This window comes from Paracoccus sp. S1E-3 (assembly GCF_013868135.1).
GTDB lineage: Bacteria > Pseudomonadota > Alphaproteobacteria > Rhodobacterales > Rhodobacteraceae > Paracoccus.
Genome location: NZ_JACEMU010000004.1, coordinates 1826324 through 1847767 on the forward strand (window position 1 = coordinate 1826324; position 21444 = coordinate 1847767).

General features: G+C 65.2%; 20 protein-coding genes. 14 read left to right on the forward strand and 6 right to left on the reverse strand.

Features of this window, described 5'->3' with window-relative positions:
- Positions 1-5: 5 nt before the first annotated feature.
- Positions 6-824 (reverse strand): hypothetical protein, encoded by an 819-nt coding sequence (locus tag H1S04_RS09065; RefSeq protein WP_181745161.1) that lies wholly within the window; start codon positions 822-824, stop codon positions 6-8.
- 154 nt (positions 825-978) lie between these two features.
- Between H1S04_RS09065 and H1S04_RS09070 the strand changes: the two genes are divergently transcribed.
- The 3 genes from H1S04_RS09070 to H1S04_RS09080 are packed head-to-tail and all read left to right on the forward strand — an operon-like array spanning position 979 to position 5461.
- Positions 979-2391, forward strand: coding sequence for a hypothetical protein (locus H1S04_RS09070; protein WP_181745162.1), 1413 nt, complete (start codon positions 979-981; stop codon positions 2389-2391).
- Positions 2388-3140 carry a hypothetical protein gene (locus H1S04_RS09075; protein WP_181745163.1) on the forward strand — a complete coding sequence of 251 codons (753 nt, stop codon included), beginning with the start codon at positions 2388-2390 and terminating at the stop codon, positions 3138-3140. The genes H1S04_RS09070 and H1S04_RS09075 overlap by 4 nt, the downstream gene beginning before the upstream one ends.
- Positions 3140-5461 (forward strand): sulfatase-like hydrolase/transferase, encoded by a 2322-nt coding sequence (locus H1S04_RS09080; protein ID WP_181745164.1) that lies wholly within the window; start codon positions 3140-3142, stop codon positions 5459-5461. Before H1S04_RS09075 ends, H1S04_RS09080 begins: the two co-directional genes overlap by 1 nt.
- 563 nt (positions 5462-6024) lie before the next feature.
- Here H1S04_RS09080 and H1S04_RS09085 read toward each other — a convergent pair.
- Positions 6025-7917, reverse strand: a complete 1893-nt coding sequence (locus H1S04_RS09085) for an acyl-CoA synthetase (RefSeq protein WP_181745165.1) — start codon at positions 7915-7917, stop codon at positions 6025-6027.
- A 138-nt stretch (positions 7918-8055) separates the two neighbouring features.
- On the reverse strand, positions 8056-8634 hold the full coding sequence (locus H1S04_RS09090) for a LysM peptidoglycan-binding domain-containing protein (RefSeq protein WP_181745166.1): 579 nt from the start codon (positions 8632-8634) through the stop codon (positions 8056-8058).
- 120 nt (positions 8635-8754) lie between these two features.
- On the opposite strand from H1S04_RS09090, the gene serB reads away from it, so the two are divergent.
- Both serB and H1S04_RS09100 read left to right on the forward strand, forming a co-directional pair.
- The gene (serB, locus tag H1S04_RS09095; protein ID WP_181745167.1) at positions 8755-9633 is read left to right on the forward strand and encodes a phosphoserine phosphatase SerB; all 879 of its coding nucleotides are present in this window, start codon (positions 8755-8757) and stop codon (positions 9631-9633) included.
- Between the two features lie 327 nt (positions 9634-9960).
- Entirely contained in the window at positions 9961-10560 is a 600-nt protein-coding gene (locus H1S04_RS09100; protein WP_181745168.1) for a DUF1269 domain-containing protein, read from the forward strand.
- Positions 10561-10641: 81 nt separating this feature from the next.
- On the opposite strand, the gene efp is transcribed toward H1S04_RS09100, so the two are convergent.
- Entirely contained in the window at positions 10642-11208 is a 567-nt protein-coding gene (gene efp, locus H1S04_RS09105) for an elongation factor P (protein WP_181745169.1), read from the reverse strand.
- An 88-nt stretch (positions 11209-11296) separates the two neighbouring features.
- On the opposite strand from efp, the gene epmA reads away from it, so the two are divergent.
- Positions 11297-12343 (forward strand): EF-P lysine aminoacylase EpmA, encoded by a 1047-nt coding sequence (epmA, locus tag H1S04_RS09110; RefSeq protein WP_181745170.1) that lies wholly within the window; start codon positions 11297-11299, stop codon positions 12341-12343.
- 112 nt (positions 12344-12455) lie between these two features.
- Here the strand turns inward: epmA and H1S04_RS09115 are convergent, their stop codons facing one another.
- The gene (locus H1S04_RS09115) at positions 12456-13478 is read right to left on the reverse strand and encodes a nitronate monooxygenase family protein (RefSeq protein ID WP_181745171.1); all 1023 of its coding nucleotides are present in this window, start codon (positions 13476-13478) and stop codon (positions 12456-12458) included.
- Between the two features lie 44 nt (positions 13479-13522).
- Between H1S04_RS09115 and H1S04_RS09120 the strand changes: the two genes are divergently transcribed.
- On the forward strand, positions 13523-14281 hold the full coding sequence (locus H1S04_RS09120) for a TSUP family transporter (protein WP_181745172.1): 759 nt from the start codon (positions 13523-13525) through the stop codon (positions 14279-14281).
- A 75-nt stretch (positions 14282-14356) separates the two neighbouring features.
- Positions 14357-14983: a sulfotransferase gene (locus H1S04_RS09125; RefSeq protein WP_181745173.1), complete on the forward strand. Its 627-nt coding sequence runs from the start codon at positions 14357-14359 to the stop codon at positions 14981-14983.
- On the opposite strand, the gene H1S04_RS09130 is transcribed toward H1S04_RS09125, so the two are convergent.
- On the reverse strand, positions 14980-15447 hold the full coding sequence (locus tag H1S04_RS09130; protein ID WP_181745174.1) for an Lrp/AsnC family transcriptional regulator: 468 nt from the start codon (positions 15445-15447) through the stop codon (positions 14980-14982). The genes H1S04_RS09125 and H1S04_RS09130 overlap by 4 nt on opposite strands.
- A 112-nt stretch (positions 15448-15559) precedes the next feature.
- On the opposite strand from H1S04_RS09130, the gene hppD reads away from it, so the two are divergent.
- From hppD to nrdF, 6 genes are all read left to right on the forward strand, one after another.
- On the forward strand, positions 15560-16663 hold the full coding sequence (gene hppD / locus H1S04_RS09135; protein WP_181745175.1) for a 4-hydroxyphenylpyruvate dioxygenase: 1104 nt from the start codon (positions 15560-15562) through the stop codon (positions 16661-16663).
- Positions 16660-17004: a Rieske 2Fe-2S domain-containing protein gene (locus H1S04_RS09140; protein ID WP_181745176.1), complete on the forward strand. Its 345-nt coding sequence runs from the start codon at positions 16660-16662 to the stop codon at positions 17002-17004. The genes hppD and H1S04_RS09140 overlap by 4 nt, the downstream gene beginning before the upstream one ends.
- 298 nt (positions 17005-17302) lie before the next feature.
- Positions 17303-17524, forward strand: coding sequence for a glutaredoxin-like protein NrdH (gene nrdH, locus H1S04_RS09145; protein WP_166327757.1), 222 nt, complete (start codon positions 17303-17305; stop codon positions 17522-17524).
- A 33-nt stretch (positions 17525-17557) separates the two neighbouring features.
- Entirely contained in the window at positions 17558-17974 is a 417-nt protein-coding gene (nrdI, locus tag H1S04_RS09150) for a class Ib ribonucleoside-diphosphate reductase assembly flavoprotein NrdI (protein ID WP_181745177.1), read from the forward strand.
- Complete coding sequence (nrdE, locus tag H1S04_RS09155) at positions 17956-20100, forward strand: class 1b ribonucleoside-diphosphate reductase subunit alpha (RefSeq protein WP_181745178.1); 2145 nt, start codon at positions 17956-17958, stop codon at positions 20098-20100. The genes nrdI and nrdE overlap by 19 nt, the downstream gene beginning before the upstream one ends.
- A gap of 8 nt (positions 20101-20108) precedes the next feature.
- Complete coding sequence (nrdF, locus tag H1S04_RS09160; RefSeq protein WP_181745179.1) at positions 20109-21086, forward strand: class 1b ribonucleoside-diphosphate reductase subunit beta; 978 nt, start codon at positions 20109-20111, stop codon at positions 21084-21086.
- Positions 21087-21444: the final 358 nt, after the last annotated feature.

Sequence of the window (21444 nt, forward strand, 5' to 3'; positions counted from 1 at the left end):
GCGCCTCAGACCTCCAGCGCCTGAGCGGGGTCGATGCCGACCTGTTCGCACATCCGCGCCGCATAGGAGTTGGGCAGCGGCACGTTGCGACGCCACCACGGCTTGGTGCCGTTGGTATACAGGTGGACGCTGACGGTATTGTCGGTGAACCATCCCTCGACCCGGCCATGGGGGTCATAGAAGACGTCGTTCAGCTGGAACGGCACCGGATAGATCACGTCCGGCGTCATCGCGCGCTCGATATCGCCGGTCTGCTGGGCGAACCAGGTGAAGGCCTGCGGGCCGAAGGCGGTGCGTTCGGCCTTGTAGATGGCGGCGGCGTGCGACAGGCCGCCTTTTTCCTTGATCTTGTCCATCTGCTTGCGCTGGCGCTTGTTCCACCAGGCCGGATAATCCGGCAGGTTGTCATAGTAGTCCAGCAGCTGGTCCATCAGTTCGCATTGCTGCGGCAGGCCGACCACGCCGCAATTCAGCGCCCCGCGCATGCCATGGCCGGCGAAAATCCATTCCCATTCGTCGGGGAAAGGCTGGTGGCAGAAGGCATCGCAATCGATCCAGATCGCCCCGGTCTTCTGGATCATCTTGTAACGAAAGACATTCGACAGGAACGAGGCCGAGGTATCGTTGACCAGATCCATGTCGATCTGCATGATCTCCGATGCGGGGCGGATCACCACGCCGTCGGGCGCGTTCTTGACATCATCGGTGCAATACAGCGTCACCGGGTGGCCGTGCAGCAGATGCGACTTCAGGCACAGCTGATTGAGGTAGTGCAGCTCCGCTCCGATCCAGAGCGAGGCGACGGGACGGCGATCGAGCTTCATGCAGGCCTCGGAAGTTATGACGCGCCCGTTCTAGCTGACCGGCGCCCCTGCCGCCAGCCTTTAAGGCATCGGCTGGTAAGCAGGCCATTAAGCTTGTAATTCAGGCCGGTGCAATTAGACCGGAACGCGCAATCCGACGGGACAACACGAACGCATGGGCAACCGCACGATCCTTCTTTCCGCCGAGAACGGCCCGATCCTGGCCGCGGACGAGACCGGGCTGGTGCTGCGCCTGTCTGACCGGGTGGTCGCCGATCTGGCGCGGCGGCTGCCCGCGCTGTCGGGCGCAGAGCCAGCACCCCCTGCCCCTGCGGAGGCGGCGGCGATCCCGCTGGACGCGGCCATTCTTGGCGATGTCGACGGCTGGGACGTGACCCGGCAGGGCGACTGGCTGGCTTTCACCGCACGGCTGCCGGGGGCCGATGGCGCGCGGCGCTATTTGCGCCACGCCTCCGGGGCGGCCATGCTGGCGCAGACGCCGGGGCCGGTGCAGGCGATCCTTTCCATCGCCGGCGGCCGCCGCTTCAATGCCCCCAGCGGGGCGCCGGACTTCCCGTTTCACATCCTCGGCACGGCTCCATTCGAGGATGCGGACGAGGATCCGCCTTTGTTCGACCGCCTGCGCCATGCCGGCATCGACGCCGATCTGGCCGCGGCGCTGCTGCGCCGCCGTCATGCCGATTTCCGCGCTCTGCCGCTGTTTGCCTGCGCCGCCATCCCGCGCGCCGACCACCTCGCCCCGCTCGGCGCCGCGCTGATCCGCCTGACCGCCCTGGCCGCCGCGCTGAACAAGGCGCCCCGTATCGCCGCCATATGCCTTGAGGTCAGCCCCGAGGAGGTCGCCCCCGGACAGGATGCCGACGGCTTCCACCGCGCGCTGCTGGCGCAACTGGACAGCATCGCCGCCACCCTCGCCGGGGCCGGGCTGCCGCCGGCGCCCCTGCTGGTGACGCTGGATTGCGGCGGTTGGTGGGGCTGCGACCCCGACCGCGCCCGCGTCGCGGCCGAGGGGCTGTGCCGCCTCGCCCTGTGTCCCGGCCCGCATGATGTGACGCTGACCGGCTCGACCGCCGCGCTGGCACAGGACCGGCTGGGACAACCGCAGCCAGACGCCGCACTGGCGCAGGCCGAACTGGAAGCGCATGCGCTGGAAGCGCGGGCGGCGCGGGCGGACTGGACCGCGCCGATCCTGTGCCTGGTCGAACGTGACGGCCCCCGGACCCTGCGGGCGCTGTTCAAGTCCATCGCCCCGCTGGTCTTCGATGCCGAAGACCCGATGGGCGCGGGCCCGCTGGCAGGTTTTGCGCTGTCCGGCGCGCCGCAGGGCACCCGGATCACCGGCGTCGCCATCGACCCGCAGGACCCGCGCGCGGTCCTGCTGACCCTCAACGCCGATCTGCCGCGCACGGCCCCGGCGCGGCTGGACTATGCCATGCCCGGCGCGCCCGACCCGGACCGCCACCTGCCGGGCTGGGCCGGGGCGCTGCGCGACGACTGGCGGAGCGAGACCGGCACCGGCGCGCCCGTGCGTCGCTGGGCGCTTCCCACATCGCAGGTAATCAGATGAGCGGGCTTCGGATCTCCACCCCGGTCCCGGAGGGCGCGCTGCTGGACCATGCCGCCTGCGCCCTGTCGGCGCTGAACACGCAGACCGGCGGTTCGTGGTTCGACGCCGCCCGGCCGGGGTCCGAGCCGGCGCTGTGGGCCGACCGCGCGGCCACGCAGCGGGTGGCGCAGGCGCATATGTCGGCCAGTCCGGCGCTGTTCGACGAGGTCGAGGGCCGCGCGGCGCTGATCCTCAACAGCGGGCAGAATGGCGGCTTCCGGGTCCGAAACCTGCTGGACGGCGATGTCTGGTCGGTGGCGCTGATCTGGCATCCGGCCCCCGCGCCCGAAGAAACCCGCAGCCTTCTGGCCGCGCGCGGCGAGCGCAAGGCGAATTACCTGTATCTGCATCAGGACGCTGATCTGGGCATCGAATTGCGCGACAATGACGGCACCGCCAGCCTGCGCCTGCCCGCCGCGACGACGGGCTGGCAGGCGGTGGTGATCGCGCGGGCGGCCAGGAAACTGCGCCTGTGGCGCCCCGCCGACGATGCCCGCGCCGAAGCCAGCGTCGCGGCCGATCTTCCTGCCATGAGCGACCTGCTGATCGGCGCGCGCAGCCATCGCGCCGGCATGGCCAAGACGCTGGGTGCAGGCGCCATCGGCGGTGTGCTGGCCTGGCCCGGCCACGACCTTCTGGCCAACGCGCGCGACTCAGCCGCCCGCGCGCTGCGCGACGCCTTCGAAAATTACTGCCTGTGGGACCTGTGATGCCCTTCGACCGCGATTCCATCCGTGACGACAACATCTGCCTGATCTGGGTGGATGACATGATCGACATCTTCACCTGGCGCGACACCTTCGGGATCACCATCCAGACGCCCAACCTCGACCGGTTGATGGCGCGCGGCGTCCGCTTTGCCAACAGCTATGCGACGGTGCCGCTCTGCGCGCCCTGCCGGGCCGAAATCGCCACCGGCCTGTCACCCTACCGCACCGGTCTGGTGGATCTGAACCGCTTCTGGCGGGACGAGCTGCCGCCGGAGCGCGCCTGGGCCTTCGATCTGCGCCGGGCCGGTTTCTATAACTTCACCACCGGCAAGGTGGACAGCAATTACAAACCCATGCCTGAAGCCTATCGCCGCGTCCTGTTCCACGAGGAACCGGAATGCACCGACCGGGGTGGCCGCAAGGGGGTGCACGAATATCTGGGCGGGCGCGGGCCGGGGATCGCGGGGGTGAACCATCCTGACGACGATGGCAGCCAGGACGACCGCTTCTATGATTACTGGGTGGCGCAGAACGCCATCGACCATGTGCGCCGCGCCGATCCCGCGCGCCGGCATCTGATCCAGCTTGGCTTCAAGCATCCGCATTTCAATCTGGAATGCCCGGACCGCTTCTATCAGACCTACGACCCCGCCGCGATCCGCTGGCCTTCCATCGCCGCGCCCGAGGATTTCTTCGGCCCTCAACCGGGTTTCGCGGTCTATGAGGCCGCCTATATCGCCAATGGCAACTGGACCCCCGAAAAGGCCGGGGACGAGGGCTGGCGGCAGGTCGTGCGCGCTTATTTCGCCGCCATCAGCCATGTCGACCATGAAATCGGCCGCTTCCTCGACGCGCTGGCGGACAGCCCGTTGGGCCAGAATACCACCGTGATTTTCCTGTCCGACAACGGCTTCAACCTCGGCAATCACGACAGTTTCCACAAGATGAGCCAGTGGGACAGCGCCGCCCATGTCCCCCTTGGCCTCTGGTCGCCGCGCATGACCGAAGGCCGGGTGATCGAGATGCCGGTGTCGCTGCACAACCTGCCCTCGACGATCATGGACCTGGCCGGGCTGCCGCGCCGGGCCGATTGGGTGTCGGGCCAAAGCCTGCTGCCGCTGATCGATCCCAGCTTCGGCAGCTTCGACCAGACGAAATCGCCCGTCACCTCGGTCTTCGGGACGCTGTCGGTGCGCCCCTCGACCGCGGGGCTGCAGCACCTGCGCTATTTCCGCTATCCCAATGGCGAGGAGCATGTCTATGACCTCGTCGCCGATCCGGGCGAGACCGACAACCTCGCCCCCGACCGCGCGCCGATGGCCGCGCTGCGCGAAGAACTGGTGCGCGGCGCGCTGGATCTGGGTCTCGACCTCAGCGGGGCCGAAAACCCCGCCGACGGCATCAACGCGATGATGGCGGTGGACGGCTCGGTCATTCTGGCGGGCGGGGCGCGGGACAATGATTACTGGGCCTATGGCGACGCGGTCGAGCGTATCCGCGAGGAGGCCGATGGCGGCCACGACCGACTGTGGTATCTGGGCGGCCCTGACGATTACGTCGTCAAGCTGCCCCCGCATGTCGAGGATATCCGCATCGCCACCGTCGTCGCCCGGCGCGAGGACAGCGGCCCCGAACGCGTCGGCAAGGCGATCCATGTCGTCGGTCACCCCGAAAGCCCCTTCCGCTTCGAAAGCTCGGAACGGGTGTCGGTCAACGTGATCGGCTCGCGCGGGGACGATGTGATGATCGGACCCAGCTATGGCGGCGCGGTGTTCTATGGCGGCGCGGGCGACGATCTGCTGCGGGCAAAGACCCGGCGCGGGCGCGACGGCAACAGCTTTTACGGCGGATCGGGAAATGACACGCTGATCGGCGGCGCGGGGCCGGATACGCTGGATGGCGGTTCGGGCGATGACCACATCATCGGCGGACCGGGGCGCAACACCATCATCGCCGGGCCGGGCAATGACCGGATCGAGGACGGTCCCGGCAATTCCCGCATCGAGACAGGACCGGGCCGCAACCACCTGACCCTCGCCGAGGGGGACCACCACGTCAGCATCGGCCCGGGCCCCAACGTCATCGAGGCTGGGCCGGGCGCCAAGACCTTCGTGCTTGCGGCCGGCGCCACGGTCGAACTGACCGGCTGGGACGCGGCGCAACGCTATGAACTGGCGGCGTGGCCCCTGCCCCCGCAGGTCGCGCCCGCGCCCGGCGGCGGCCTTATGATCCATGCGGGGAATTCCTGCCTGATCCTGCCCGACCTGCCCGAAGGCGTCGATCCGCTGGCCCAATGTGTCCTGCCGGGCGCTCGCGACTGACAGGCGAAGGGACGGCTGATGGCGTGCCGCCCCTGCCCAGCAGACCGGAGCCGCCTTCGCAGAGGCGACGGACCGCCGAAACGCGTCCCCGGCGACGGCCTGAATCGTCGGGTCAAGGCGCAAATTCGCGCGGTGTCAGAACTTCACAAACGCGACTTCGGCAGACCGAGCGGGACGCGGGACACCCGATTGATGATCGACCAAAGCACCGCGCCCTGGCCCGACTCCGCCAAAGCGCCATGTGCCGAGCATGGGGAGTTTCGCGCCGGCTGGTCGATGGACCGCCTTTGCGCAACGCGGCGGTGGCGATCACGGTATTTTCCGGGTCGCCGGTAAGCCCCGTTGAGGATCACCCGGGCTGGCGGTTCGCGACCCGCCACCGGCGGCGAAGCGCCCTGTCTTACATGGCATCGCGGCGCCACGCGGATCGTTTTCCGGGCACAGAATGTCCCCCGCGCCGGTGACCGCCGCAGGCGGCGCATCCTCCGCCCACCGCGACGGGTGAAATGGCCGCGCGCCCGCAAAGATCGGAAGCGCGCTTTGATCGGCGGGCAGGCAGGCGCTTACGCCCAGTCCCAGGGCCGCGTGAACTCGCCCAGTCGCGCAGCGACAGCGGCTTCGTCGGTGCCTTCGGTGCGGGCGATCTTGGCGACAAGGCCGCGCTTCTTGTCCTCGACCACCTCTGCCACGCTGGCGCCGCTGCCTTCCAGCGTCTCATCGTAAACGCGGCGGATCGCCAGCTTGCGCAGGTCGGGCTTGAAGATCTTGCCGACGGCGGTTTTCGGCAGTTCGGGCAGGATTTCCAGGTATTTCGGCACCGCCGCGCGTTCGCTGATATGGCTGCGGGCATGCTCCATCAACTCGGCCTCGGTCACGGTGGCGCCAGCCACGAGTTCGACATAGGCCGAGGGCAGCTCGCCCGCGCGGGCGTCGGGCTGGCCGATGGCGCCGACAAAGGCCACGGCGGGATGGGACAGCAGCGCATCCTCGATTTCCGCCGGATCGATATTGTGACCGCCTCGGATGATCAGATCCTTGGCCCGGCCGGTGATCCACAGATAGCCGTCGGCGTCGATACGGCCCAGATCGCCGGTGCGCAGGAAGCGGCCCTCGGCGAACAGGTCGCGGTTCTTGTCGGCCTCGGTATAGGTCGAGCCTTCGAAGACGCCGGGATTGGCGACGCAGATCTCGCCCACCTCATCCGTCGCGCATTCGACAAAGCTGCCGATGCCATCGGGGCGCAGGATGCGGACATGGGTATAGGGCAGCGGAATCCCGACCGAGCCGACCTTCTTCAACCCGTCGACCGGGTTGCAGCTGACCAGACAGGTCGCCTCGGTCAGGCCGTAGCCCTCGGCGATCTCGACGCCGGTTGCCGCCTTGAAGCGGTTATACAGCTCCACCGGCAGGGGCGCCGAGCCCGAGATCGCCGTCCGCAGCGAGGACACATCCGCATCCACCGGCCGCTGCACCAGCGCCGAGACGGCGGTGGGCACGGTAATCAGGAAGCTGACCTGCCAACGCTCGATCAGCTTCCAGAAATTGTCGAAAACGCCCTCGCCCCGGTAACCGGCGGGGGTCGGCATGACCATATGCGCGCCCGAGGCGATGCAGCTCATCAGGATCGGATAGGCGGCGAAAACGTGGAACAGCGGCAGCGGGCAGATCAGCACATCGGTTTCATCGAACAGCAACGTGCCGCCGAGGAAACCGTTATAGATCATGCCGGAATATTTATGCTGCGCCACCTTGGGCAGGCCGGTGGTGCCCCCGGTGTGGAAATAGGCGGCGATGCGGTCCTGCTTGGGATCGTCGAAATCCAGCCGGTTATGGTTCTGGGCCGAGACCGCGGCCTCGAAATCCTGAACCTTGGCCTGATGCTGCGCCGTCACCTTCGGACGGATCAGCGGGACGATGAATTTCTTCAGCCCGGTCAGATGGCGGTTCAGGTCGACTTCCAGCACATGCTGAACATTCGGAGCCATGGCGACGGCCTGCGCCGCCTTCTGGGCCACGTCGGTCTTGGGAAAGGCCTTCAGCGTCACCAGCACCTTGGCATTTGTGGCGCGCAGGATGCCGGCGATATGCTCGGCCTCCAGCAGGGGGTTGATGGGGTTGACGATCCCGGCGGTCATGCCGGCCAGCAGCACCACCGGCGTCTCGATCGAATTGGGCAGCAGATAGGCCACGGTATCGTTCGGCCCGATGCCCAGCTTGCGCAGCAGGTTGGCGGTTTCGGTCACCCGTTCGCGCAGATCGCGCCAGCTGAGCGTGGTGGCATGGTCGCGCGGACCTGACAGAAGCTGGAACGAGACCGCCGGACGGTCGGGAAAGCGCTCTGCCGTTTGCGACAGGAATTCATAGATCGTCCTGGCGTTTCCACGCGCCTCGTAGGGCATTGCGTTTTCAACGGCATCACGATCAGCGATCCCGCCGAAACGAATGTTCTTGGCCATATTCCCCCCTTGCCGGCCGTGTGACGGCCGCAGATTTGCCGGGAATCATGGGCAAAACAAAGCCACGGGGCAAGCCTGATGGCGCCACCGTGGCTTTGGGACGCAGCGTCAGTGACGCTGCGTCAGCCGGCGTTCATCTCAGGTCGGGATGCGCAGAGTCTGGCCCGGATAGATTTTGTCGGGGTCCGACAGCATGGGGCGGTTGGCCTCGAAGATCTCGGGATAGCGGCTGGCCTTGCCCAGATATTGCTGGGCGATGGCCGACAGGGTCTCGCCCTTCTTGACGGTATGGAAGACCGGGGCGTCGGCAGCTGCCGCAGCCTTCGGGGCAGCGGCCGGCGTCGTCGCAGCCGGGGCGGCTGGGGCGCCAGCACCGGGTTTCGGCGGCACGCTCGGCTCGGCCGCGGCGGCAGCGCCGGCGGGCACCGGGCGGGGTGGCAGATCGGCCTCAACCTTGGCAATGCCCTTGATGTTGCCCACTGCCAGGATCAGCTTTTCCATGGTCTCCCGGTCGGCGCCCTTGGATTCGACCTTCACCGTGTCGCCGCGCAGGGTCAGGTGCACATCGCCCGAATCCAGCCCCAGCGCCTTGACCTCGGCTTCCAGCGCCTTGACCTTGCGTTCGGTGTCAGCCTGTTCGGGCGTCTTGGCCTCGGCCGCTTCGGCGGAACCGAAGACCGACTTGCCTGCATCCTTGACGAAATCCCAGAAAGCCATCGGCTTTTCCTTCCATGATGTTTCGCGTCATCAACGCGTTATGTGCCGCGCGGTTCCCGGCGCTGGCGCAGCAGGGGCATTTACGCTACCGCTGGCGCGACCACGATCCGGGGAAACGCCATGTATACCGTCACCGTCCTTGCCCCCCCTGCCCGCGCCGACCTGACCGAGGATCGCGTCGAGGCCCTGCGCGACCTGTTCGCGGGCGGCCATATCATCTGGCTGGACGACAGCATCGCCGCCGAATTCCCGGCCGAGACCCTGCCCGCCGATGCCGCCGCCATCGCCGAAGACACCCGGCTGGCCGGTTTCGATCTGGTGATCCAGCCGACCGAGGGACGGCGCAAGGCGGTGCTGCTGGCCGACATGGATTCCACCATGATCGAACAGGAATGCATCGATGAGCTGGCCGATATGGCAGGCGTCGGCCCCCGCGTGGCCGACATCACCGCCCGCGCCATGAATGGCGAGCTGAACTTCCACGAGGCCCTGATCGAACGCGTGGCCCTGCTGGCCGGCCTGAACGAGCTGGTGATCCAGCAGGTGCTGGACGAACGCATCACCATCGCACCGGGCGGCCGGGTGCTGATCGCCACCATGCGGGCGCAGGGCGCCTATTGCGCGCTGGTTTCCGGCGGCTTCACCGCCTTCACCGCCCCCATCGCGGCCGAGCTGGGCTTTAACGAGCACCGCGCCAATACGCTGCTGGCCGATGATGGCGTGCTGACCGGCCATGTCGGCCTGCCGATCCTTGGCTTTGAGGCCAAGATCGAGGCGCTGAACGACATCACCGCCCAGCACGGCCTGACCCCCGCCGATGCCATCGTGGTCGGCGACGGGGCGAATGACCTGGGCATGATCCGGCTGGCGGGAACGGGCGTGGCGCTGCACGCGAAACCCGTGGTGGCCGCGCAGGCGGGCGTGCGCATCGACCACGGCGACCTGACGGCGCTGCTGTATCTTCAGGGCTATGGGCGCGACGAATTCGTCATCGACTAGGCAGGATTCCGGGGCCGCTTCAAGCGGATCGGCGGGACCTTTCCTATCCTTGCGGGTGCCCGTGGAATCCCCTTGCCCTTACGTTATCCAATTATTAACGTTGCCTTTGTGAGCTAATCGAATCGGTCAGGAATGCCTCCTCGGGGTGCGTCAATTGTGATGCGCTTCGGTCGTGGTCGCATGTCCTGCGCCAAGCTGGGGCGGCGCATTTGACGGCCCCGAACAGGAATACAACCGGGGCAGCCCGGCTGTTGGCGACCCCGGCGACGGCAACGACGGCCCCGCCGGGATTTGGTGAAGTCGTATGTTCTAATGAGGAGATTTGTAATGCCACGTGACGTAATCGTAATTACCTGGCCGGATAGCAGCAAAGCCTATGAGGCGCTGACCAAGCTGCGCAATTCCTATGCCGCTGACGACATCTATCAGGCCGCTGTGGTCGAACGCACCGAAGACGGGCGCGTCGTGCTGCAGGACGGCGGCAGCAATACCGACGGGCTGAATACCCTCGGCGGCAGCGCGATTGGCAGCCTCATCGGGATTCTGGGCGGGCCGCTTGGGGTGCTGCTGGGCTTTTCCACCGGTGCGCTCTTGGGATCGCTGGTCGATCTGGGCGACGAAGTGGACGATGACGATGTGATGGGCGCGATCAGCAAGCAGCTGCTGCCCGGCACCACCTCGTTGATCGTGGACCTGAACGAATCCAGCACCCAGACCGTCGACGATCTGGCCGCCGCCAGCGGCGGGCTTTTGCTGCGCTATAACTATGACGAGCTTCTGGGCGAGATCATCGATTCCGAAGAAGCCGCCAAGGCCGCCCAGAAAGAAGCCAACCGCGTCCTGCGCGAACAGAAGAAGGCCGACCGCAAGGCCGATCTGGAAAAACGCTGGGATGCGTTCAAGGCCAAGTTCAAACAGGACGTCTGATTACGACCTGTTGCAGCCATAAACTCTATCAAAAAGGGGCGCCCCGATGGGCGCCCCTGACCGTCTTCGGGGACTAGTGCCTTAGTCCTTGGCGCGTTCCACATAGGTGTTGTCGGCGGTGTTGATCACGATCCGGGTGCCCACGCCGATATGGGGGGGCACCATCACCCGCAACCCGCTGTCAGTCTGCGCGGGTTTATACGACGACGAGGCCGTCTGACCCTTCACCACCGGCTCGGTCTCGGTCACTTCGACGGTGATGCGCTGCGGCAGTTCCATCGCGATCGGCACGCCGTTGAAGACTTGCAGGAACACCCGCATGCCTTCCTGCAGATAGACCGACTGGTCGCCGATCACGTCCGCCGGGCCCACGACCTGCTCATAGGTCTCGGGCTCCATGAAGTGATAGCCTTCGCCGTCTTCATACAGGTAATCATAGGCGCGTTCGTCGACATGGGCCTTTTCGACCTGGTCGGTGGTCTTCCAGCGTTCCGTCACCTTCACGCCATCGGCGATGCGGCGCATGTCGACGCTGGTGGTGGGCGTGCCCTTGCCGGGGTGGAAGTTTTCGGCCTTCAGAACGACATAAAGGCGTTCATCGATCTCGACCACATTGCCCTTGCGAAGGCTGGAGGCGATGACTTTCATCTGCGGATTCCTTGCGAACTTGTCGGGGGGCGCGTAAGCGCATTGTGCGCGTCCCTACCCCATGATTTGCCGTATTGCCAGAGAAACCATGAGCAATCCCCAATGGTGGCAGCCCCACCGCCATCTTGACCGCCGCCCCGCCCTGCTGGCCCGGAACCGCATCCAGCGCGCCATTCGCGGGTGGCTGGATGCCAATGACTTTCTGGAGGTCGATCCGGCGGCGCTGGCGATCAGCCCCGGAAACGAGACCCATCTGCACGGATTCGCCACCGCGATGATCGGCAATGACGGACAGCCGCGGCAGATGTATCTGCATACCTCGCCCGAATTCGCGATGAAGAAGCTGCTGGCGGCGGGCGAGCGGCGCATCGCCGCCTTCGCCCATGTCTGGCGCAATCGCGAGCGCGGACCGCTGCACCACCCCGAATTCACCATGCTGGAATGGTATCGCGTGGGCGAAGCCTATACGGTGCTGATGGATGACTGTGCCGACTTCCTGATGCTCGCCGCCGAAGCGGCGGGGACATCCGAATTCCGCTTCCGCGACATCGTTTGCGACCCCTATGCCAGCCCCGAACGCCTCGGCGTGGCCGAGGCCTTCGCCGCCCATGCCGGGATCGATCTGCTGGCGACCATCGCCGCGGACGGCAGCACCGACCGCGCGGGGCTGGCCGCCATGGCCACGACCGCCGGTATCCGCGTGGCCGAAGACGACACCTGGTCCGACATCTTCTCGCGCGTGCTGGCCGAACGGGTGGAGCCGCATCTGGGCCATGGCGTGGCGACCATTCTCGACCGCTACCCCACGCCGGAAGCCGCGCTGGCGCGGCGGTGCCCCGACGACCCCCGCCTCTCCGAACGGTTCGAGCTGTACGCCTGCGGGGTCGAGCTGGCCAACGGCTTTGGCGAGCTGACCGACCCGGTCGAACAGCGCGCCCGTTTTCAGGCCGACATGGCCGAAAAGGCCCGTATCTATGGCGAGACCTATCCGCTGGACGAGGATCTGCTGGCGGCGCTGGCGCGCATGCCCGCGGCCTCCGGCATCGCGCTGGGGTTTGACCGGCTGGTGATGCTGGCCACCGCCGCGCCGTCGATCGAGGCGGTGATGTGGACGCCGGTGCCCGATCCGGCCTGAGCCGGGGTTCGCACCACCCGGTGTTACAAGGCTGTTACGACAGCCATCGCCGCCCGACCGATGCCGGACCGGCCCGTTCGCCTTCCCTGAGGCGGGAAGTTGCCCGGGCGCTTCAGGGTGCCAGACGCCGCAGAATCTCTGCCGCAGTGCCGGGCCGCGCTTCGGCGCAGCCGGTACCGGCCCAGAATGGGCCATAGCCGTCCTCTCCCGCCTTTGACGCCAGCGCATGCAGCGCCTTCAGCGCCGAATAGGGCAGCGGATAGTCCGGCGCGGCGCGGTCGTCGCGGCGGCTGATGATATTATCCACCCCTCGGGCCGGCCGGCCCGAGATCGCGCGCGTCATCCGCGTGGCGCCCGGCGCCAGTGCTGCGCGATGCGCGGGCGAGGTCCCCGCCTCCTCCGCCATCAGAAAGGCGGTTCCGCATTGCGCAGCCACCGCCCCGGCCGCCAGCACCGCCTGCACATCGCCGCGCGACATGATCGCCCCCGCCGCGATCAGCGGCAGCCCGACGCCTTTCAGCGCCCTCAGCAGATCCAGCGTCTGCAGCCGCTCGTCAGGGCCGTTTTCGTCGAACAGCCCGCGATGGCCGCCCGCCTGCCAACCCTGCGCGACGATGCCGTCCAAGCCCGCCGCCACGATCCTTTCGGCATCCTGCCGACAGGTCGCCGATCCCAGCAGCACCGCCCCGCTTTCACGCAGCGCCGCGATCTGATCGGCGGGCGGAAGGCCGAAATGAAAGCTGACGACGCCGGGCCGTTCGGCCAGCAGCATCGCCAGCATTTCAGGATCCAGCGCAAAGGGGCGATAGCCGTCCTCCAACCCTTCGGGCGCAGCCCCGCCGAACCGTGCGAAATCGGGGGCGAGCGCCGCCAGCCAGGCGGCCTCTTTCGCGGCATCACGCCTGGGCGGCCGATGGCAGAAGACATTGACGTTGAAACGCGCGGCGGTCAGCGCACGGGTCTGGCGCACCTCCTCGCCCGCCTTTGCGGCATCCAGCGCCGCCACCCCCAGCGAGCCGAGACCGCCCGCATTCGCCACCGCCGCAGCCAGCCTGGGCGTCGTCACCCCCGCCATCGGCGCCTGCACCACCGGCACCCGCATCCCGATCCGATCCAGCAGCATCGCATCCTCCATTTTCTGCCATTTACAATCGCCTCGGCGCGCTGGATCAAGCGGGCATGTTCGAGCTTGCCCTTGATGTCACTCTGCTGCTGATCGCCGCTGCCTTTGCTGCGGGATTTGTCGATTCCATTGCCGGCGGCGGCGGCCTGATCACCGTGCCGGTGCTGATGCTGGCGGGGCTGCCGCCCGCGCAGGCGCTGGCGACCAACAAGGTGCAGGGTGTCTTCGGCGCGGCGACGGCGGCGCTGAGCTATGCGTCCTCGGGTCTGGTCGACCTGCGCCGGCAGAAAGGCGCGGCGGCCATCGCCTTTCTGGCCGGGCTGGCCGGGGCCTTCTGTGTCACGCTGGTGCCCACGCAGGCGCTGCGCTATGTGCTGCCGATCGTCCTGATCGGTATCGCCGCTTTCTTCGCGCTGAAGCCGGGCCTGTCGGACGCCGACCGCACGGCGCGGCTCACCCCCGCCGCCTTTACGCTGTTCGTGGTGCCGTTCATCGCCTTCTATGACGGATTGCTCGGCCCCGGCACAGGCGCCTTCTTCATGCTGGGCTTCGTGATGCTGGCAGGATACGGCATCCTCCGGGCCACGGCACATACGAAACTGCTGAACTTCGCCTCGAACCTGGGCGGCCTGGTGGCCTTTGCGCTGGTGGGCAAGCCGCTGTGGATCACCGGGCTGGCGATGGGGGCCGCGCAGATCGCCGGGGCCTGGGTCGGGTCCCGGCTGGCCATGCGCATCGGCGCCCGGCTGATCAAGCCGCTGCTGGTCGTCACCTCCACCTCGCTGGCGCTGAAGCTGATCTATGACCTGCTGTGATCCTTTCCGGCACCCGTTAACCGAAATTTAACCGCGCAGCGCACAAGCTCAACCCACAGTTGACCTGAGGTGCGTATGCTTCCGAAAATCTTCGTCATCGGCTTCAACAAATGCGGCACCACCAGCCTGCACAAGATGTTTCGGCGCGCCGGGCTGATCTCGTCCCATTACCGTCATCATGGGACAGGCGGTCTGGGCGTCATCATCGGCGCCCGGATCGACCGGAATGCGACGGCCGGTCGCCCGCTGCTGGACGGGATCGACGATGCCCAGGCATATTCCGATATGGATATGTGCGACAGGCGCAGCTACCTGTCCGGAATCGGCCAGTTCCGGCTGCTGGACCGGCAATATCCGGGCAGCCGCTTCATCCTGAACACCCGTGATCCAGCCAACTGGCTCGACTCGCGCTGTCGGCATTTCAACGGCGGCTATCTGCGCCGCGCCATGGCGCAGGCCGGCATCCGCAACATCCAGACCATGCGCGAGATGTGGCTGCGCGACTGGCACGCCCATCACGCCGCGGTTCAGGTCCATTTCGCCGCCCGCAGCGACCAGTTGCTGATCTTCGATATCGAGCGCGACAGCCCCCGCAAGCTGTGCGCGTTCCTGCCCGAATACGGGCTGAAACCGGGCCAGTGGCGCCACCACAACCGCACGCCGGACGACGCGCCGCTGCCGGAACTGGCGCGGGCGGCCTAAAGCGGCAGGCCACCGTCCTCCTTGGCGGATTTCAGCACGATCTCGGATCGGACCTGGATCACCTGCGGATGCGGCAGCAGCCGGTCATGGATGAAATCCGCCAGCGCGTCCAGATCGCGCACATGCAGTTCCAGCACGTAATCCGCGTCGCCCGAGACGGAATGGGCAGCGCGCACCTCGGGCTGGGCGGCGATGAAACTGGCGAAATCCTTGTCACTGGCCGCGCCATGGCTGCGCAGGTTCACCCGTGCAAAAGCGCGAATCCCGAAACCCAGCGCCCGGCCGTCCAACCGCGCCGCATAGCCCCGGATCACCCCTGCCCTTTCCAGCGCTGCCCGCCGGCGCGAACATTGTGAAGGCGAGAGATTCACGATCTCGGACAGCTGGGCATTGGTCAGCGCCCCGTCGCGCTGCAATGCAGAAAGAATCGCACGATCAAAGCCATTATGCGTGGAATCAATCATTTTCTTTCCAATAATACATGAACGATGCATCATTCTGCGTATTCGCGGCGCGAATGCAAACCTCTTGTGCGAGCCCCGCGTCATAATGTCGCCAACCGAAGAGGAGGATATCATGGGCCCTTTCCCGCATAATGCCCCCAAGGCAGAAATCAGCGCCGCCAACCCCGCCGGCACCGACGGCTTTGAGTTCGTCGAATTCGCCCACCCCAACCCCGAGGAGCTGGACGCGCTGTTCCGCAAGATGGGCTTCGTCCCCGTCGCCAAGCACAAGACCCGGAACGTCACCCTCTATCGTCAGGGCGGCATCAACTATGTGTTGAACGCCGAACCGGACAGTCATGCCAGCCAGTTCATCAAGGATCACGGCCCCTGCGCCCCCGCCATGGGCTGGCGCGTGGTCGACGCGCAGCACGCGCTGAAACGCGCGGTCGAGTTGGGGGCCGAGGAATATACCGGCCCCGGCAAGGTGCTGGATTTCCCGGCGGTTTACGGGATCGGCGGCAGCCTGCTGTATTTCATCGACAAGTATGACGATACCGGCAGCGCCTGGTCCGACAGCTATGACTGGCTGGCCGAGACCGACCCGCGCCCCGAGGGCGTCGGCTTTTACTATATCGACCACCTGACGCATAACGTCATCCGCGGGAACATGGATACCTGGTACAAATTCTACCACGATACCTTCAATTTCCGCGAGATCCGCTATTTCGACATCAAGGGCAAACAGACCGGGCTGTTTTCGCGCGCGCTGACCTCGCCCGACGGCAAGATCCGCATCCCGATCAACGAATCCGCCGACGAGCACAGCCAGATCGAGGAATATCTGCGCGAATACAAGGGCGAGGGCATCCAGCACATCGCCGTCGCGACCGAGGATATCTACAAAGCGACCGACGCCATCGCGGCGAAAGGGCTGGAATTCATGCCCGGCCCGCCCGCCGTCTATTACGAAATGTCGAAAAAGCGCGTCGCGGGCCATGAGGAACCGCTGGAGCTGATGAAGAAACACGGCATCCTGATCGACGGCGAGGGCGTGGTCGATGGCGGCGTGACCCGGATTTTGCTGCAGATCTTCTCGAAAACCGTGATTGGACCGATCTTCTTCGAGTTCATCCAGCGCAAGGGCGATGACGGCTTCGGCGAGGGCAATTTCCGCGCCCTGTTCGAATCGATCGAGGAAGACCAGCTGCGTCGCGGCGTGCTGCACGCCGAATGAGCTGGGAGGACCTGTCGACCGCGCCCGCGCCGGGCACGGTCATCTGCACCGCCGATCAGGTCGAGGGCGTCCGCGCCTTCGACATCGACGGTTTTCCGCTGCTGGTGATTCGCGACGCGCACGGCCTGCGTGGCTTCGTGAATCTGTGCCCGCATCGATATCTGCCGCTCGACTATCACGGCGACCGCATCCTGTCGGCCGATGGGGCGCGGCTGATCTGTTCCTCGCATCAGGCCCAGTTCGACACCGTGACGGGCGAGGTCTGCGCCGGGCCGGCCTCCTGCGGGCTGGATTCGGTGCCGCTGCGGGAACAAAATGGGAAGATTTTCATCGCCGGATAAGCTGGCGGCAGCAATCGTCCAGCAATCCCAAGGCTTGTGCGAAATCGCCCAGAAACACACCATATCTAGTTGACAGAACCGTGACCTCGCCACAATATGGACGGGCTGCGGCAAGCTGGGAATCATCCCGGCGCGGGACAGAAACGGGGCAGGCAAGCACCGTCACACATCCCGCGAAAATCAGGCGCCAAAGCGACAGACAAACCTGCGGCAGGGACCCCGGGCATACCAATCGGAAGGGCATGGCTTTTCCGAACGGTCGCTTTCTGTCCTCCGCGAATCAGACATGAGGGACAAGATGAGCATCACCGTTTACAGCAAGCCGGCCTGCGTGCAGTGCACCGCGACCACCCGCGCCCTGCAGGCGCGCGGCATCGAATTCAACGTCGTCGACCTGACCCAGGACGAAGATGCCTATGCCCATGTCTCGGGCCTCGGCTACCGGCAGGCACCGGTCGTCATCGCCGGCGATGCGCATTGGTCGGGCTTCCGCCCGGACCTGATCGGCACCCTGTCCTGATCCCTGCCCGGCATCGCACATTGGCATTCCGACATGGCGCAGCTCGTCTATTTCTCCTCCCGCTCGGGCAATACGGCGAAATTCGTTGCCCGGCTGGGGCTGGACGCGCTGCGCATCCCGATCGACGCCGATGACCCGATGCCCCTGCCCGATCAGCCCTATGTGCTGATCTGCCCGACCTATGCGGATGGCGAAGGCCGTGGGGCCGTGCCGAAGCAGGTTATCCAGTTTCTGAACGACCCCGCCCGGCGCGCCCTGATTCGCGGCGTCATTTCCAGCGGGAATCGCAACTTTGGCCCGTTTTTCGCCTCGTCAGGCGACGTGATTTCCCGCAAATGCGGGGTGCCCCTGCTGTGCCGATTCGAACTGGCCGGCACCGAAACCGACATCGCCCGCATCCATGACGGGCTTACCCGCTTCTGGAGAGAGACATGCTTGATGACCGCCTGAACCGTCCCGCGCCAGAGACGGGGGATTATCACGCGCTGAACGCAATGCTGAACCTGTATGACGATGCGGGTCAGATTCAGTTCGACGCGGATCGGAAGGCGGCGCGGCAGTATTTCCTGCAGCATGTGAACCAGAACACGGTCTTCTTCCACAGCCTTGACGAGAAGCTGGGCTATCTGGTGGACGAAGGCTATTACGATCCGGCTGTGCTGGACCAGTATTCGAAGAACTTCCAGCGCAGGATCTGGGACGAGGCCTTCGCCAAGAAATTCCGCTTCCCGACTTTCCTGGGGGCGTTCAAATACTATACCTCCTACACGCTGAAGACCTGGGACGGTCAGCGCTTCCTGGAACGCTATGAGGACCGCGTGGTCATGGTCGCCCTGACGCTGGCGCGCGGCGACGAGGCATTGGCGCTGCGGCTGATGAACGACATCATCGACGGCCGCTTCCAGCCCGCCACCCCCACCTTCCTGAACTGCGGCAAGCAGGCGCGCGGCGAATTCGTGTCCTGCTTCCTGCTGCGCATCGAAGACAACATGGAATCGATCGGGCGCAGCATCAACTCGGCCCTGCAGCTGTCCAAGCGCGGCGGCGGCGTTGCGCTGATGCTGACCAATATCCGCGAACATGGCGCGCCGATCAAAGGCATCGCCAACCAGTCCTCGGGCGTGATCCCGGTGATGAAACTGCTGGAGGACAGCTTCAGCTATGCCAACCAGCTGGGCGCGCGGCAGGGCGCGGGCGCGGTCTATCTGAACGCGCATCACCCCGACATCCTGCGCTTCCTCGACACCAAGCGCGAGAACGCCGACGAGAAGATCCGCATCAAGACCCTGTCGCTGGGCGTCGTCATCCCAGATATCACCTTCGAACTGGCGAAGAAGAACGAGGATATGTATCTGTTCTCGCCCCATGACGTGCAGAAGGTTTACGGCGTGCCCTTCTCGGACATTTCGGTGACCGAGAAATATCACGAGATGGTCGACAATCCGAAGATCCGCAAAAAGAAGATCAACGCGCGGGCCTTCTTCCAGACCATCGCCGAAATCCAGTTCGAATCCGGCTATCCCTACATCATGTTCGAGGACACGGTGAACCGCGCGAACCCGATCGCGGGGCGCATCGCCATGTCGAACCTGTGCAGCGAGATCCTGCAGGTCAACAGCGCGTCCGAGTTCAACGAGGATCTGTCCTATGCCGAAATGGGCACCGACATTTCCTGCAACCTCGGTTCGCTGAACATCGCGAAAACCATGGATGGCGGCGATCTGGCCGGCACCGTCGGCACCGCGATCCGGGCGCTGAACGCGGTATCGGAAATGTCGGCGATCGACAGCGTGCCGTCGATCCGCAAGGGCAATGACGAAAGCCATGCCATCGGCCTCGGCCAGATGAACCTGCATGGCTATCTGGCGCGCGAGCGCATCCATTACGGATCGCCCGAAGGCATCGATTTCACGAATATATATTTCGCCTCGGTGCTGTATCACGCGCTGAAGGAATCGAATGCACTGGCGCGCGAGCGCGGCCGCAGTTTTGCCGGTTTCGCGGAATCGCAATATGCCGACGGCTCCTTCTTCGAGAAATATGTCACCCGCGACTGGCTGCCGGAGACCGAGCGCGTGGCCGAACTGTTCGAAACCGCCGGCATTGCCGTTCCCACGCGCGAGGACTGGACCGCGCTGCGCGACGCGGTGATCGCGGATGGCCTGTATAACCGCAACCTGCAGGCGGTGCCGCCGACCGGTTCGATCAGCTACATCAACTATGCCACCTCCTCGATCCACCCGATCACGGCGAAGATCGAGGTCCGCAAGGAAGGCAAGATCGGCCGCGTCTATTACCCCGCGCCCTACATGACCAACGACAATCTGGAATATTACCGCGACGCCTACGAGATCGGCCCCGAGGCGATCATCGACACCTATGCCGCCGCGACCCAGCATGTCGATCAGGGCCTGTCGCTGACCCTGTTCTTCCCCGCTGATGCCACCACGCGCGACATCAACCGCGCCCAGATCTACGCCTGGAAGAAGGGCATCAAGACCATCTATTACATCCGCCTGCGCCAGAACGCCCTTGAAGGGACCGAAGTTCAGGGCTGCGTTTCCTGCACGCTGTGAGGACTGCCATGAAAGATATCGCCAAAGCCCGCGCTGTCCCCACCGCGATCAACTGGAACCGCCTTCAGGACGACAAGGATCTTGAGATCTGGAACCGCCTGACCGCCAATTTCTGGCTGCCGGAAAAGGTGCCGCTGTCGAACGACATCCAAAGCTGGTCACTGCTGACCCCGCAGGAACAGACGCTGACCATCCGCGTCTTCACCGGCCTGACGCTGCTGGACACCATTCAGAACACCGTCGGCGCACCATCCTTGCTGCCCGACGCGCTGACCCCGCATGAAGAAGCCGTGCTGACCAATATCTCCTTCATGGAGGCGGTCCATGCGCGCAGCTATTCCTCGGTCTTCTCGACCCTGTGCCAGACCTCGGAAGTGGACGAGGCCTTCCGCTGGTCGTCGGAAAACGAGCAGCTTCAGGCCAAGTCACGGCTGATTCTCGACGAATATGACGCGTCCAGCCATCCGCTGAAGAAGAAGATCGCCAGTGTCTTCCTGGAAAGCTTCCTGTTCTATTCGGGGTTCTATCTGCCGATGCACTGGTCCAGCCGTGCGCGGCTGACCAATACCGCCGACCTGATCCGTCTCATCATCCGGGATGAAGCGATCCATGGCTATTACATCGGCTATAAGTTCCAGCGGGGTCAGGAAAAGCTGACCGAGGCCGAACGCGCGGAGCTGAAGGATTTCGCATTTGCCCTTCTTTTCGATCTGTATGAGATAGAGACCAAATATACTGAAACCCTTTACGATCCGGTCAACCTGACCGAGGACGTGAAGACCTTCCTGCATTACAACGCCAACAAGGCCCTGCAAAACCTGGGCTATGAGGCGCTGTTCCCGCCGGAAGCCTGCAAGGTCTCGCCTGCGATCCTGGCCGCGCTGTCGCCCAATTCGGACGAAAATCACGATTTCTTCTCGGGCTCGGGCTCCAGCTATGTGATCGGCAAGGCGGTGGCGACAGAAGACGAGGACTGGAATTTCTGATTTCACCCCATGCCCTCCCGGAAAACCGCGCGCCTTGCGCGGTTTTTCTTTTCCTCGAGAAGAACTTAACAGGAACCAAGCGGGTCCGGGGCCCGTATTGCACAAACCGCAACCCTGCTATGCGCACGAAAATCGAGCAGATTGTGCGAACCTTCCGCCAGCCCGGTGGCGCCCCGGAGCGTGGCGGTAACAGGACAACATTCTAATTTTACTACAGTTTTATGACACCTTACGGGGTCGGATCACTCGCTCTCACGTTGGCGTGGTCGTTTCCATGTCACGCCCCGACGGCTCGGGCCCGCCGCCCTCTTTAACCGACGGGATACGGGGGCTAAGTCATCGCCACACAACGAAACTC